The 14,498-nt window shown below is 61.2% G+C and carries 14 protein-coding genes; 12 read left to right on the top strand and 2 right to left on the bottom strand.

Annotated features, from left to right (window positions below):
• Positions 1 to 62: 62 nt before the first annotated feature.
• Complete coding sequence (locus tag EV688_RS00480; protein WP_240624285.1) at positions 63 to 1,373, bottom strand: spinster family MFS transporter; 1,311 nt, start codon at positions 1,371 to 1,373, stop codon at positions 63 to 65.
• 137 nt (positions 1,374 to 1,510) lie between these two features.
• Between EV688_RS00480 and moaC the strand changes: the two genes are divergently transcribed.
• The 10 genes from moaC (at position 1,511) to cysB (ending at position 8,263) form a co-directional block, all read left to right on the top strand.
• Positions 1,511 to 2,008: a cyclic pyranopterin monophosphate synthase MoaC gene (gene moaC / locus EV688_RS00475; RefSeq protein WP_117316309.1), complete on the top strand. Its 498-nt coding sequence runs from the start codon at positions 1,511 to 1,513 to the stop codon at positions 2,006 to 2,008.
• A complete protein-coding gene (gene moaD / locus EV688_RS00470) occupies positions 2,005 to 2,256 on the top strand; it encodes a molybdopterin converting factor subunit 1 (protein ID WP_240624284.1) in 252 nt (83 codons plus the stop codon). The genes moaC and moaD overlap by 4 nt, the downstream gene beginning before the upstream one ends.
• 5 nt (positions 2,257 to 2,261) lie before the next feature.
• Positions 2,262 to 2,726, top strand: a complete 465-nt coding sequence (locus tag EV688_RS00465) for a molybdenum cofactor biosynthesis protein MoaE (protein WP_117316306.1) — start codon at positions 2,262 to 2,264, stop codon at positions 2,724 to 2,726.
• Entirely contained in the window at positions 2,723 to 3,214 is a 492-nt protein-coding gene (locus EV688_RS00460) for a flavin reductase family protein (protein WP_117316304.1), read from the top strand. Before EV688_RS00465 ends, EV688_RS00460 begins: the two co-directional genes overlap by 4 nt.
• Positions 3,211 to 3,765, top strand: a complete 555-nt coding sequence (locus EV688_RS00455) for an NUDIX hydrolase (RefSeq protein WP_338065928.1) — start codon at positions 3,211 to 3,213, stop codon at positions 3,763 to 3,765. The genes EV688_RS00460 and EV688_RS00455 overlap by 4 nt, the downstream gene beginning before the upstream one ends.
• A gap of 84 nt (positions 3,766 to 3,849) precedes the next feature.
• Positions 3,850 to 4,338: a thioredoxin-dependent thiol peroxidase gene (gene bcp / locus EV688_RS00450; protein ID WP_117316301.1), complete on the top strand. Its 489-nt coding sequence runs from the start codon at positions 3,850 to 3,852 to the stop codon at positions 4,336 to 4,338.
• Between the two features lie 143 nt (positions 4,339 to 4,481).
• On the top strand, positions 4,482 to 4,820 hold the full coding sequence (gene yajC / locus EV688_RS00445; RefSeq protein WP_117316299.1) for a preprotein translocase subunit YajC: 339 nt from the start codon (positions 4,482 to 4,484) through the stop codon (positions 4,818 to 4,820).
• A gap of 26 nt (positions 4,821 to 4,846) precedes the next feature.
• Positions 4,847 to 6,193, top strand: a complete 1,347-nt coding sequence (locus tag EV688_RS00440; protein ID WP_117316297.1) for an alanine/glycine:cation symporter family protein — start codon at positions 4,847 to 4,849, stop codon at positions 6,191 to 6,193.
• A gap of 57 nt (positions 6,194 to 6,250) precedes the next feature.
• The gene (locus tag EV688_RS00435) at positions 6,251 to 7,168 is read left to right on the top strand and encodes a 5'-nucleotidase (protein WP_240624283.1); all 918 of its coding nucleotides are present in this window, start codon (positions 6,251 to 6,253) and stop codon (positions 7,166 to 7,168) included.
• A 120-nt stretch (positions 7,169 to 7,288) separates the two neighbouring features.
• A complete protein-coding gene (gene cysB, locus EV688_RS00430) occupies positions 7,289 to 8,263 on the top strand; it encodes an HTH-type transcriptional regulator CysB (RefSeq protein WP_117316296.1) in 975 nt (324 codons plus the stop codon).
• A 4-nt stretch (positions 8,264 to 8,267) separates the two neighbouring features.
• Here cysB and pabB read toward each other — a convergent pair whose 3' ends face one another.
• Positions 8,268 to 9,659, bottom strand: coding sequence for an aminodeoxychorismate synthase component I (gene pabB, locus EV688_RS00425; protein WP_117316294.1), 1,392 nt, complete (start codon positions 9,657 to 9,659; stop codon positions 8,268 to 8,270).
• A 249-nt stretch (positions 9,660 to 9,908) separates the two neighbouring features.
• Between pabB and EV688_RS00420 the strand changes: the two genes are divergently transcribed.
• Both EV688_RS00420 and EV688_RS00415 read left to right on the top strand, forming a co-directional pair.
• Complete coding sequence (locus tag EV688_RS00420; RefSeq protein WP_117316292.1) at positions 9,909 to 11,639, top strand: acyl-CoA carboxylase subunit beta; 1,731 nt, start codon at positions 9,909 to 9,911, stop codon at positions 11,637 to 11,639.
• 40 nt (positions 11,640 to 11,679) lie between these two features.
• Positions 11,680 to 14,490 carry an ATP-binding protein gene (locus EV688_RS00415; protein ID WP_117316290.1) on the top strand — a complete coding sequence of 937 codons (2,811 nt, stop codon included), beginning with the start codon at positions 11,680 to 11,682 and terminating at the stop codon, positions 14,488 to 14,490.
• Positions 14,491 to 14,498 lie beyond the last annotated feature (8 nt).

Raw genomic sequence — 14,498 nt, 5'->3', positions numbered from 1 at the left:
TCAACTCCCTGTGACGCTGTCAGTGCGCCATGTTATCAGATGTGAAACGTACTCGTGGCTGCTCAGGCGTTATCCCGCTCGCGCTGTGCGGTTTTTTCGAGGTCCGCCAGCAGGTGTCTGGAGGCGATCAGGAACATGAGAATGGCGATGAAGCCGACGCTGCCGGTAATTACCATGGCATAGCGCAGGTTCTGGTCGCCCGCCACCGGTGCCAGCAGGTCACTCGCCAGCCCGGTCAGAAAGGGACCCAGTCCGAGACCGATCATGTTCAGAACAAAAAACAGAATGGCGGAGGTCACGGCGCGCATGCGCGGCGGCACCAGGGCGTGGGAAATGGCGATGCTGGGGCCCAGGTAAAGCGAATTGACGATGCTGACACCGGCCAGCACAACCAGCACCCCCGTCGTATTCTCACTGAGAATGACATAGAAGTAGGGAATGAACGCGGCGATCCCGCCCATGATCGGCACATAGACATACCAGCGCTTGTCATTCACGCCCAGCCTGTCTCCGAGGTAGCCACCGAGGAAGGTGCCGATCGCGCCGGACAGGCCTGCCACCAGCGAGAGCACCAGGCCCACGTCGGCGACACTCATCCCGTGGTTGCGTATGAGCAGCGAAGGCAGGAAATTGCCGTTGCCGTAGCTCACGTACGAGGTCAGCGCACACCCCATGGCGATAAACCAGAAGGCGGGACGCTGCCTGAGCAGTGCCAGGGTTTCGCGGAAGCTCGGCTTGTGGTCCTCCCGGGAGGCCGCGTCCCAGCGGCCCCGCGGCGGCTCCCTGACGGTCAGCAGCAGCACCACCGCCAGCAGAATGCCGGGCAGACCGACCACCATGAAGGCCGCGCGCCAGCCGAAGGCTTCGGCCAGCAGGCCGCCAAAGGCATAGCCCAGCAGAATGCCGATGTAGATGCCGGAGGAATAGAACGAGAGCGCCGTACCGCGCTGCTCGGGTGGATAGTAATCGCTGATCATCGAATGCGCCGGCGGGCTGCCGCCGGCCTCGCCCAGACCGACGCCGACCCGGGCGAGCAGCAGCTGGCCGTAGTTCTGGACAAGTCCCGAGACTGCGGTCATTCCGCTCCATACGGTCAGCGCAACCGCAATGATGTTCCGCCGGTTGCTGCGGTCCGCGAGGTAGGCGATGGGAATGCCGGCGGACACATAGATGACGGCAAAGGTAAATCCGCTCAGCAATCCGAGCTGGGCATCACTCAGATCCATGTCCGCCTTGATCGGCTCCTGCAGAATCACCAGGATCTGCCGGTCAATGAAGTTGAAGGCGTATACGAGGGTCAGCATGACCAGAACAAAGCGTTTGTAGCCCGCGCTGTACTGGTCTGCCGGTCGTTGATGACTGTTATTGTTCACACGGCTTCCTCGGCGGTGACTTGTCAGCGACTGGATGGCGTGTCGAACTCTGACACAATGTTTCTCAAATTGGTATTTCTGGCATCGCCTGTTGGCCTTGGTTAGACTGCATCACCGTGATTTTTTCGAGGACAGGCATGTCTGGACTGACTCACCTTGATGACGCCGGTGCTGCGCACATGGTCAACGTGGGCGAGAAGACGGTGACGCAGCGCAGCGCCCGTGCCCGCTGCAGTGTCCGAATGCAGCCCGCCACCCTGGCCAAGCTGCGCGAGAGCGGCATCGCCAAAGGGGATGTGCTGTCGGTCGCGCGAATTGCCGGCATTCAGGGCGCAAAGCGCTGCTCTGAGCTCATCCCGCTCTGCCATCCTCTCATGCTCGAGAGCGTGGAGGTCGAGCTGTCGTTGAATGACGCGCTGCCGGGTGTGGTCGTGGAGGCGGAGTGTCGCCTGAGTGCGAAAACCGGCGTCGAGATGGAAGCACTGACGGCGGTAACCGTGGCGGCGCTCACCATCTATGACATGTGCAAGGCGGTCGACAAGAGCCTGGTGATCACTGAGACATTTCTGCTGAGCAAGCGCGGTGGCCGTTCCGGGGACTGGCACCATCCGCTGGCGGGCGAGGCGTCATCTTGAAAGTCCTTTTCTTCGCCAGCGTCCGTGAGCGCCTGGGATGCGCAGAGATGGAAGTTTCTGCCGACCCCGGTGAGATGACCACTGAGAGCCTTCGCGAGGCGCTGATTTCGCGCGGGGGCGAGACCTGGCAAGAGGTTCTGGGTCAGCCCAATCTGGTCTGTGCAGTGAATCAGACCGTGGTGTCTGACGCGGCGCCACTGGCCTGTGATGACGAAGTGGCGTTTTTCCCGCCGGTCACCGGGGGCTGAGTTCAATGTTCTCTGTAAGTCTGCAGCAGGCTGACTTCGATCCTGGTGCCCTCGAAGACGCGCTGCGCGGTGGCAGCACAGATATCGGGGCGACCGCCTGCTTCACGGGCTACGTCCGCCGCGATCCGAATCGCCCGCAGCTCACCGGCCTCAGTATCGAGCACTATCCGGGCATGACAGAAAAAACCATCGAGGCGTCTCTGGTGGACGCGTCGGCTCGCTGGCCGGTGGAATGCGCCCGCGTCGTGCATCGCTTTGGTCCACTCGACGTGGGTGACCGTATCGTGTGGGTCGGTGTGTCGTCGTCCCATCGTGCTGCAGCCTTTGCCGCCTGCGAATTCATTATGGACACGCTGAAGACAACCGCGACGCTGTGGAAGCGCGAGCTGGGGCTGCCCGGGGAACCGTGGGTAGAAGCCAAGGCGCAGGACAGAGTACGTGCGGCACGCTGGCGAAAGGAAAATCTATGACGATCAATACCCGCGACCTGCGGGATACACTCGGAAAGTTTGCCACGGGGGTGTGCCTCGTCACCATACAGGGGACGGATGGGCGTCCTCTGGCATTGACCATAAACTCCTTCGCCTCGGTGTCCCTCGATCCGCCGCTGGTGCTGTGGAGCCTGCAGCGTGATGCCGACACCTACACCGAATTCGTGAATGCGCCGGAATATGCCATCAATGTGCTCAGCAGTGCGCAGCAGGACCACTCCAACCGCTACGCCATGAAAGATGGACATGAGCTGGACGCCAGTCATTACGTGCCGGGCGATAATGGCGCACCGCTGATTGTCGATGCCCTGGCCGGCTTTGAATGCAGCCTCGACGCGGTCCATCCTGGCGGTGATCACGTGATTCTGGTGGGCAGGGTCACGCGCTTCTGGCGCGGGGCGCCCGGCGAGCCACTCGTGTTCTTTGGCGGTGGCTATCGCCAGCTGCACGATGGAGTTTCCCCATGATGCATTTCTGTAGCGCCTGTGGCGCGGGCATCAGCTACCGGATTCCTCACGGCGACGATCGCGAGCGCGCTGTGTGCGACGCTTGTAACACCGTCCACTACGTGAATCCCCGAATTATCGTGGGCTGCTTGCCGGAGTATGAAGGGCACCTTCTTCTGTGCCTCCGATCCATCGAGCCAAGGAAGGGGTTCTGGACGCTACCGGCGGGCTTCATGGAAAACGGCGAGACCACGGAGCAGGGGGCCGCACGCGAGACCTGGGAGGAGGCGCGGGCCCGGGTGGCAGATCTTGCGCTCTATCGCGTTTACGATGTTCCCTATATCAATCAGGTATACATGTTTTACCGCTGTACGCTTGTTGACGGCACGCACGGGGCAGGGCCGGAAAGTCTCGATACCCGGCTGTTCGCTCCGGAAGAGATACCCTGGGATGAACTCGCTTTCCCGTCGGTGTACCGCGCCCTTGCCTCGTATCTGCATGATCGCGAGGAGGGCGATGCCTTTCCCGTACAGGTTGAAACCATTTTGCGCCGACGCGACGCCGGCGGGTAGGGTGCGGTCTTGCGGCGTCCTCCGGCATGTTTTCATGCGGGCTTTATCAACCGCGTACATCAATGACAGTCACAGGAGCCTTCCATGGCATTTCCCAAAGTCGGCAATCTTGCCCCCGCGTTCACCCTTACCGATCAGGATGGCCACAAGGTCAGCCTGAAGGATTTCAGAGACAGCTACAATGTTGTGCTGTATTTCTATCCAAAGGCGATGACGCCCGGCTGCACCGTGCAGGCCTGCGGCCTGCGCGACAGTCAGGCTGAGCTGAAGAAGCTCGATACCGTGGTCCTCGGGGTCAGTCCCGATCCGGTTGCACGGCTGGGCAAGTTCATAGAAAAGCAGGACCTCAACTTCACGCTGTTGTCTGACGAGGATCACGCGGTCGCCGAAAAATATGGTGCCTGGGGCCTGAAGAAATTCATGGGTCGCGAGTTCATGGGTATTCTCAGGACCACCTTCGTGATCGGCAAGGATGGCCGGCTGAAGCACGTGATGGACAAGGTGAAGACCAAGACCCACCACGATGACGTTATCGCGGTCATCCGCGAACACGGTCTCGACAGCGCGGGCTGACAGCGACATCGGCGGGCAGCGCCCAGTGCAATGGACAGTGAAGGGCGTCTACCTGAAGCCGGTGCGGCAAATTGCCCCGGTTCGCCAAACCGGTTACATTGCGCGCCTTCTCAAAAAACCTCGACAACCGCGGAGAGTCATTCATGAGCCTTTTCATCTCACAAGCACACGCGCAGGCCGGACAGCCTGCGGCCGGGGGCGGCGAACTTTTCCAGATCGCTTTCCTGGTCGGCCTGTTTGTTCTTTTTTACTTTATCGCAATCCGGCCGCAGCGGAAGCGTCAGAAAGAACATGCGGAGATGGTGGGTGCCTTGTCCAAGGGTGATGAAGTCGTTACCAGTTCGGGCATTCTCGGTCGCATCAAGACCCTGGATGACAATTACATGGTGCTGACGGTAGCGGACAACGTCGATCTCAAGTTTCAGCGCATTCATGTCCACGCGGTGTTGCCCAAGGGCACGCTGAAGTCCATCGGCTCGTAATCCAACCACCCCGCGGGACTTCTGCCATGAGCGATCTGATCGTCACCGTCAATGCCTGGGCCTGGGGTCCATTGATGCTCCTGCTTCTCCTCGGGACGGGTATCTACCTGACGCTCGGGCTGCGACTTCTTACCATAAGACGTATTCCACGGGCCTTCGGCCTGCTGCTGCGGGGGCGGGTTGGTGCCGGCGGCGGCGATATTTCGCCGTTCAGCGCGCTTATGACTTCCCTGTCTGCAACGATCGGTACCGGCAACATCGCCGGCGTTGCCACGGCGCTGGCGCTTGGCGGCAGCGGCGCCCTGTTCTGGATGTGGTTGACGGCCCTGTTCGGCATGGCGACCAAGTATGCCGAGGCGGTCTGTGCCGTGCGCTTTCGCGAACAGGACGCCCAGGGGAATTACAGCGGCGGACCGATGTACTACATACGCAACGGGCTGCATCGCCGCTGGCACTGGCTTGCCTACGCGTTCGCGATCTTCGGGGGTCTCGCGGGCTTCGGTATCGCCAATACCGTACAGTCCAACTCCATCTCCCAGGTTCTCAATGACTCCTACAGCGTGCCGCCGCTGCTCACCGGCCTTGTGCTGATGGTGCTTGTCGGCGCCGTAGTGCTGGGGGGCATCCGCCGCATTGCCACGGTAGCGAGCTACCTGGTGCCCATCATGGCCAGCAGCTATATTCTGATGAGTTTCATCGTTATTCTTCTGAATGTGTCAGAGGTGCCTGCAGCGGTCGCCGAGATTGTCAGCTCCGCCTTCACCGGGTCCGCTGCAGCCGGCGGCTTTGCCGGCGCAACGGTGTGGGCCGCCATCCGCTTCGGTGTCGCCCGCGGCATTTTTTCCAACGAGGCCGGGCTTGGCAGTGCACCGATCGCCCACGCTGCGGCGAGAACCAACCAGCCGGTACAGCAGGGCATGATTGCCATGCTCGGGACCTTCATCGATACCCTGGTCGTGTGCACGATGACGGGACTGGTCATCGTCATCATGGATGTGCTGCCGAGCGGCGTCAGCGGTGCCAGCCTCACGTCGATGGCTTTCGCCGGCGCGTTTCCCGGTGGAGAGATTATCGTGACCCTCGGACTGTGTCTGTTCGGTTTTACCACGATGATCGGCTGGTCCTTTTACGGCGAGCGTTGCCTGGTGTTTCTGTTCGGGACCCGTGCCATTCTTCCCTTTCGTCTGCTCTGGGTGCTGGCGATTCCCGTTGGCACGGTCATACAGCTGGAAATGGTCTGGCTGGTTGCGGACACCCTGAATGCGTTCATGGCCATCCCCAACCTGATTGCCCTGTTGCTGCTGGGCCCGCTCGTATTCCGGATTTCCCGCGAGTATTTTGCGTCCACCGAGGCCGCGCCCGAAAAAGCCTGAGGCCGGAGGCCGGAAGTCGCGTCTGCGCGCGGCTTCCCTCGCCACGGGCAGCGCGCTATGCTGGCGCCCATGCCCGTCACCCTGCAGAACAAGCTCGTTATAGCGATCTCCTCGCGAGCACTGTTTGATCTCAGCGAGAGTCACCAGGTTTTCACGGATCAGGGGCTTGCGGCCTACTCGGAGTACCAGGTGGCCCGGGAGGAGGAGCCTCTGGCGCCGGGAGAGGCCTTCCCGCTGGTTCAGAAGCTGCTGCGAATCAATGAGCGGCTCGATGGTGAGGCCCGAGTGGAGGTGGTCCTGCTCTCTCGCAATAGTGCCGACACAGGCCTGCGCGTATTCAATTCCGTCCAGCACTATGGTCTTTCCATCAGTCGTGCCGCCTTCTGCGGCGGCGCCAGCCCCTGGCGCTACATCAATGCCTTTGGCTGTCAGCTGTTTCTGTCCAATGAGGCAGAGGATGTACGCTATGCACTGGACTGTGGCGTCGCGGCAGCGACGCTGGTCTCCAGCAAGAGCGGCGGTGGAGCGGCGGACCAGCTGCGCTTTGCCTTTGACGGCGATGCCGTGGTGTTCTCCGACGAAGCCGAGCGCGTGTTCAAGGAGGAGGGACTTGAGGCGTTTGCCGCCAGCGAAGTCGCTTCGGCGCGCACCCCCCTGAGCGGCGGGCCCTTCAAGGGTTTCCTGTCGGCGCTGCACCAGCTGCAGAAAGCCTTCCCCGCCGCCGAATCACCGATTCGAACGGCGCTGGTCACTGCTCGCTCTGCGCCGGCTCACGAGCGAGTCATACGCACGCTGCGTGCCTGGGATATCCGCATTGATGAATCCATCTTCCTCGGCGGGCTCGACAAGGGCGAGTTTCTGCGGGCCTACCAGGCAGATGTGTTTTTTGACGATCAGGAATCGCACTGCCAGTCGGCGGGTTCACATGTCGCCACAGGCCATGTTCCCCACGGCGTGTCCAACCCGCCGACCTGATCATCCACCTTGCCGTCTGGCCCCGGTCATGTCGCCAGGCCTGCGACTTGTCATGAAATGGACTTCATGGCTATTCTTCACCGACAGGGGCTATGGCGCACCTGCGATTGAGGGGCGTGTATGAAGCTACAGCAGCTGCGATATATCTGGGAAGTGGCGCATCACGACCTCAACGTGTCGGCGACTGCCCAGAGCCTGTTCACCTCCCAGCCCGGAATCAGCAAGCAGATACGATTGCTCGAGGATGAACTTGGCGTCGAGATATTCTCTCGCAGTGGCAAGCACCTGACCCACGTTACGCCAGCCGGAGCGGCGATCCTTGAAGCCGCCGGCGAGGTTCTGCGCAAGGTGGAAGGCATCAAGCATGTTGCGCAGGAGTTTGCCGACGACAGCAAGGGTTCACTCTCTATTGCAACCACGCACACCCAGGCACGCTACGCCCTGCCGCCGGTCATCGCCGCGTTTATCCAGCGTTATCCCGATGTCTCCCTGCACATGAATCAGGGCACGCCAATGCAGATCGCCGAAATGGCATCCGAGGGCGCAGTCGACTTCGCCATTGCCACCGAGGCGATGGAGCTTTTTTCCAACCTGATCATGCTGCCTTGCTATCGCTGGAACCGGTGTATTCTCGTGCCGAAGGACCACCCGCTGACGCAGGTCTCCCGCCTGTCACTCGAAGATGTCGCCGCACATCCCATCGTGACCTATGTGTTCGGCTTTACCGGCCGCTCGAGACTGGACGAGGCTTTCAGTGCTGCGGCCCTGACACCGAAAGTCGTGTTCACTGCAGCGGATGCCGACGTCATCAAAACCTATGTCAGGCTCGGTCTGGGTATCGGTATCGTTGCGCGCATGGCGCACGATGAAGACGCAGAGCCCGATCTCGTCGCCCTTGATGCGACGCACCTCTTCGCACCCAGTGTCACACACATCGGCTGCCGCCGAGGGACCTTTCTGCGCGGTTTCATGTACCGGTTTATCGAGGATTTTGCACCTCACCTCACCCGCGACGTGGTGCAGCAGGCGTTTGCCACGAAGAGCCGGGCCGAGCTCGACACCTTGTTCGACAGCGTCGAGCTACCGGTTTACTGAAGATCTAATGAGGGACTTTCGATTGACTGCCGGCCTCCAGCGATCGGAGGAAAGGCCCCACCTTGTCGAAAGTCTCCTGGTATTCGTCGCTGCAGCGCGAGTCGGCAACCAGCCCGCCGCCGGCCCAGCAGAGCAAGGTGTCATTCCGGGCGACCAGCGTGCGGATCGTGATGTTGCTGTCCATGCGTCCGCTGTTGCACAGATAAAACAGGCTTCCGCAATACGCCTCTCTCGCGTCAGGCTCGAGTTCCGCAATGATCTGCATCGACCGGCGTTTTGGCGCGCCCGTGATGGAACCGCCGGGAAAGCTGTCGCGCAGAAGGTCTATTGCCGTGCGTCCTTGCTGCAGTCGACCGGAGATGGTGCTGACAAGGTGGTGGACTGTCGGGTAGCTGTGGAGGGCGAACAGTGATTCGACCCTGATACTGCCGGTGTCACAGTTGCGTCCGAGGTCGTTGCGCAGAAGGTCAACAATCATCAGATTCTCAGCAAGATCCTTGCTGCTGCCCTGCAGTTCTCGGGCTATCTCGCGATCGCGCAACGGGTCCGTGCTGCGCGGTCGGGTTCCCTTTATCGGTTGCGTGGACACATCGCGACCGGACAGCGAGATGAAGCGCTCCGGTGACAGACACAGCAGGGCACGATTGCTGTCGATATCCAGATAGCCTGCGAATGCCGCGGCGGCGAGAGGGCGCAGCGCGCGATAGGCACTGAACGGGTCGCCTCGGTAGGCGGCGCGGAAGCGCTGTGCCAGATTCACCTGATAGCAGTCGCCGGCATGGAGATAGCCGTTCACAGCCCGGAAGGCTTCAGCATAATCTGCAGCTTGCAGGTTGCTGGAGAAGGTACTCAGAAGTTCAAATGGCGCGCAGGGCTGCTGTGCCCGGTTTACCCGATGCAGGATGTCCCTGAGTTCGGCGTCCGGGACCGAGTCATCGGCAACCAGAGCGCTGGTTTGATGCCTGTGATCCTGCACGATTGCCCAGCGGTAGTATCCCACCTGGCCGGCGGGCAGGGCAGTCTGGCTGGCATCTTCCCGAGGGGCGCGCAGACCGTGAAGCGGCAGGCCTGCGTCATACCCCAGATATCCCATCAGGCCGCCGCGGAATGGCAGGTCAAAGGTGTCGTGCGCCTGCGTGCAGGCGACATCCCTGTGTATGGCATTCAGGCGATCAAAAAATTGCGCAACCTGGCGGGCGTCCGGGCAGGGGCCCAGGCTTGCGCTGCGATCGGGGTCCGGCGCGGCAGCCATGATATCGAAACGCCCTGCATCCGCCGTTCCACTGCCGCTATCCAGCAGGATCGCGGCGGGCAGATGGCGAATCGCGGCAAAGGTGATGCTGGCGTCTGCGCGATAGGGTAGCGGCAGGTGTCGCTGCCTGTCAGTCGATGGCATGTTGCATGCCGCATCTGTTCCGGGGCGCGGCAACGCGCTGGCCGATAGCTGTCATTGGACCTCGGTAGTTTTCATAAGACCTTGTTTAGATTGACTTTGCGGAGGGTGGAAGCTATCGTCCATCCTCAAATAAAGTGCCGCTCCGGGTTCGTTTCTGCCTTGACTGCAAAGCATGATCGGTCGACATGCTACACCGGCGTCGCGGCTCTCACATCTCCCGGCGTTCGCGTCGCAACGGTGAATCAATTTATGGCAGATAACAAGCATTCTACTTTTGCAAGCCTGGACAACCCCTTTGCACAACCGTCTTCAGCCGTTCTCGGTGCCCCCGGTCAGGTTGCCACTGCCCCGGGGCGCTATGAGGAAACCCTGCATGCCGGGGCGGCGCTGCAGCGCCGGCCTTTCGAGGCAGCCGGCATCAGGAACACGCAGCGCCAGCATCTGAAACATCGCATGACCGTATGGGAACGCATCCGCTATCTGGCTGATGCCGAGCCAACCGTGTACTACCAGAACTGGGGCCCCAACCTGGATGGCGCTTCGCTGGTCACCGCGCTGATTCAGGTGAACGGCCGAGACGTTGCCATTTATGGGCACGACTTCACGGTCCGGGCCGGTTCGATGGATGCCACCAATGGCAAGAAGCTGGCGCGTCTCTTCGAGCTCGCCGCCAAGCGCCGTATACCGCTGGTCGGACTGAATGACTCGGCCGGCGCCTACATTCCCGCGGGGGTCGGCGGTCTCGATGGCTACGCGGACGCCTTCACGGCCCTGCGCAAGATCAGCGGCGTTGTCCCCAGCATCATGTGCATGTTCGGGTTCAATGCCGGCGGCGGCTCTTATCTGCCGCGTCAGGGCAGCTTCCTCATACAGCCGAATGACACGTTCTTCGGGCTCACTGGGCCAGGCGTCGTAAAATCTGTTCTGGGCGAGGATGTGACCCCGGATGAACTCGGTGGACCCGGTGTGCACAGCCAGAGTGGCGTTACGGATTTCGTGGTTCCCGACGAGGTTGCCGCGCTGCGACAGGTACGCGAGCTGCTGAACTATCTCCCCGACAACAACGCCGTGATGGCGCCGTACCAGCCTTCTTCGGATCCGGTGAGCCGCAAGACCTGGGATCTGGATATCCTTCTGAAAAAAGCCTTCAATTCGCCGACGGGGTTCAACACACCCTTCGACATCACGGTATTCATCCAGCAGCTCTGCGATCACGGCGATTTTCTCGAGGTGCAGGGCGAAAGAGCGCGAAACACGGTGACTGCGCTCGGTCGCATGGGAGGTCACGTCGTCGGCTTTGTTGCCAACAACTCGGCGGTGGCCTCCGGGCAGATCGACATCGATGCGGCCTACAAGAATGCGCGCTTCATCCGCTTCTGCAACCTGTACAACATTCCGGTGATTTTCCTTGAAGATACCACGGGTTTTCTGCCGGGGCGCGAGCAGGAGGGTCGCGGCATCGTGCAGGCGGGACGCGCCATGCTGGATGCCATTGTCGATCTGCGCACACCGCGCTTTCTCGTGCTTGTGCGCAATGCCTTCGGCGGTGCCTACGCGTCCTACAACAACTATCCCACCGGGGCGGATTTCGTGGTCGCTCTGCCGACTACCCGGGTCGCTGTCATGGGGCCTGCCGGGGTGGAGTACGTGTACAAGGACGAATTGCGCAAGGTCCGCGGTTCCGTGGCACAGCGCATCGCGGCCGAAACCGAGGCCCAGGAAAAGGCGGGGCTGCCGGGAGAGGAAGCCATGCAGGCGGCGCAGGCGCTGGTGCGAGACTGGGTGAAGCGTGAGGAACAGGAGCTCGCCCGCCGCTACGAGCGCGAGCTCATGAACCCGAACGAAGCTCTCAGCCTCGGCTCCATTTCGCAGATTGTCATGCCCTGGGATCTCCGCCAGGTCCTCGCGGAGCAGATGGATTTCTGTCTACGCCACTATACCGCCGAGCCGATGCAGTCGGTGCAGCGCGAATTCCACTGAGCACGCTGTGCCGTCATTCCCACACGCCAAGGATGAACCCGTGTCAAACGAGCATTACCTGCACAATCCCCTGATTCACGCCGACCGTCGACTGGGACGCGCCCGTTCACGCTGGGTGCAGCAATTTGACTGCAGTGGCATCTCGCCACTGATCATCTGCCGCGGGCCTATCCGCAAGGAAGCCATGGATGTTTTCTCGGAAATGGGGATCAGCCATTACGGCATCCTGCTTTCCGAGAAAGATTCCATTGTCTACCGCAATGCGCTGGCGCCCGAGCTGCGCAGCATGTCGGACCCGAATCGTATCCATCGGGTGCCGGACTACACCGGCAGCAACAAGGAAGAACGCGAACAGCGCATCCGTCAGATCATCCAGATTGCCCACGACAATGGCTATAACGCGGTGTTTGCCGGCTACGGCTTCATGGCCGAGGATGAAGCCATGGTGGCAGCCATGGAGGCGGCGGGCCTGAATTTCATCGGGCCGTGTTCACGCACGGTGCACGACGCCGGTCTCAAGGACGAGGCCAAGCGCACCGCGCTGCGTGTGGGCGTTTCCGTCACACCCGGGGTCGACAATGCGACGGCCCTGACGCTGCTGAAACGCTACCCCGATGTGGCGTCTCTCGCGGCCCTGGCGAAGGAGCACGCGCTTGAAATTCCGCAGGAGGTGTTTGCCTCGGACATGGCGCTGGACGATATCGCCGATCGGGTTCTGGCGGCATCCTATGCCCGCGGTGTTGATCTGTATACGGTGGAAGAGCTGTGCGACACCGTTACCGATGTCGTGGCCGGAATGGCCGAGAAGTACCCGGATAACCGTATACGCCTCAAGGCGATCAGCGGCGGCGGCGGCAAGGGACAGCGTATTCTCGGTATCGGCGAAACCGCACGCACCGCAGAGCTGGTCCGGGAAATCCTCAACGAGGTCAAGACCACCGGCGTCGGCGACAACAAGAATGTGCTGGTCGAGCTGAATATCGAGACGACGCGGCATCAGGAAATACAGGTAATAGGCAACGGTGACTGGTGCATCAGCATGGGTGGCCGTGACTGCTCGCTGCAGATGCATGAGCAGAAGCTGCTCGAGGTGTCGGTCACCGATGAGAGCCTGCGCGCTGCCCACGCGCGGGCGCAGGAAGAGGGTCGGACGGAAGAAGCCCGGGCGCTCGAACGGGATGTGCGCATCCTGACAGAAATGGAGGATGAGGCCGCGCGCTTTGGCGCTGCGGTTGGCCTCGACTCTGTCTCCACGTTCGAGTGCATTGTAGACCGCGACCAGCATTTCTTCATGGAAATGAATACGCGGATCCAGGTGGAGCATCGGGTTACTGAGCTGTGCTACGCACTGCGCTTCATCAACCCGGAAGATCCCGACGATGGATTCACGGTGAATTCCCTGGTGGAGGCGATGGTGTTGCTCGCGGCGCACGGCGAGCGGCTACCCAGACCTGAGCGCGTACTCAGGCACAACGATAGCGTCGAGGCGCGACTGAATGCGACCAACCAGGCGCTGCAGCCCAGTGCCGGTGGCGTCATTGAATTCTGGTCCGATGCCCTCCCCGGAGAGATTCGCGACGATCAGGGCATCAGCCTGCACAATCCGGACACCGACGTGTTCATGAAATACACGCTGGCTGGAGCCTATGATTCCAACATTGCCCTGCTGCTGACGGTGGGTGACACGCGCCTCGATGTCTATCAGCGCATGGCGGAAAGTCTTCGCCGCACCCGTATGCGTGGCAAGGACCTCGCCACCAATCTCGAGTTTCATTACGGGCTGGTAAACTGGTTTATCGGACAGAATATCAACGCGCGTCCGACGACACGCTTCATCGTTCCCTACCTCACGGCGGTGGGCGAATTGCGCGCTCGGGCGGGCAATATCGACCTGAGCCACGCCTGGCGGCGCACTGTCGAGCACAGCACCAAGGGCCTCGACGCCGACCTCGCCGAGGAACTGCGTACGGTCATGGAAAGAAAGCAGACACTGCTGCTGCGGCCACTGGAAGTCATGTTTTCCCAGCCACATGTTTTCAGCGGCTGGCTCAGCATCAACCGCGACAGCTATACGCTGATCGAGGGGCGTGTCAGCTGGAATACCAACCCGATAGCACTGCTTGCGGAGCTCTATCATTACCTCAATATGGACGCGGGCGTGAATGCGCCCGCGGCTCGGGTGATCTGGGATCACGATGACCAGATTCTCCGTGCGGCCGGCAGCTTTTACGACACCCTGCACGAGCGCAGCGGCGTGGATGACTGGCTGGCCCTGCAGACACTGCTCGAGGACGAGGCTGCCCCGGCCTCGTTCGATGCGGCCGAGTGGCAGTCGGTGCGCGCCGCACATCGCGGTTACCAGGCCGGCTCGGAGATTCTCGCCCTGCTGCCGGCAATCGCCGAAGATACGCATTTTCGCGCGCTCAGTGTGAATCCCGATCTGAGCATCGCCATTCCGGATGCGCTCCTTGACCCCACGCATCAGGCACAGATGGCCAAGGTGCTGGTGCCGCCGCCGGCGGCGAGTGCGGACGAGATTCTGGCGCAAAGCGGCGGGATGTTCTATGCCCGGGAAACGCCGGAGAGCGAGCCCTATGTGCGCCCGGGAGACCACTTCGCTGCGGGGGATCCACTATATATCATCGAGGTGATGAAAATGTTCAACAAGGTTTACGCGCCGTTTGCCGGTACCATTGACGATGTGCTGGTCGAGAATGACGGCGTTATCATCAGCAAGGGTCAGCCTCTGTTCCGCATTACCCCCGACGAGCGTGTCGTGATGGAGTCTGCTGACGATATTGCTGCGCGTTCACGTCGCGTCACCGATGAATTCCTGGCCCGGGTACTCTGAGGAGGTCA

It is taken from the genome of Chromatocurvus halotolerans, from assembly GCF_004340525.1.
In the GTDB taxonomy this organism is placed as follows: domain Bacteria; phylum Pseudomonadota; class Gammaproteobacteria; order Pseudomonadales; family Halieaceae; genus Chromatocurvus; species Chromatocurvus halotolerans.
The sequence above is the reverse complement of the archived record's forward strand: the minus strand, read 5'-3'. Positions and strand labels throughout refer to the sequence as shown.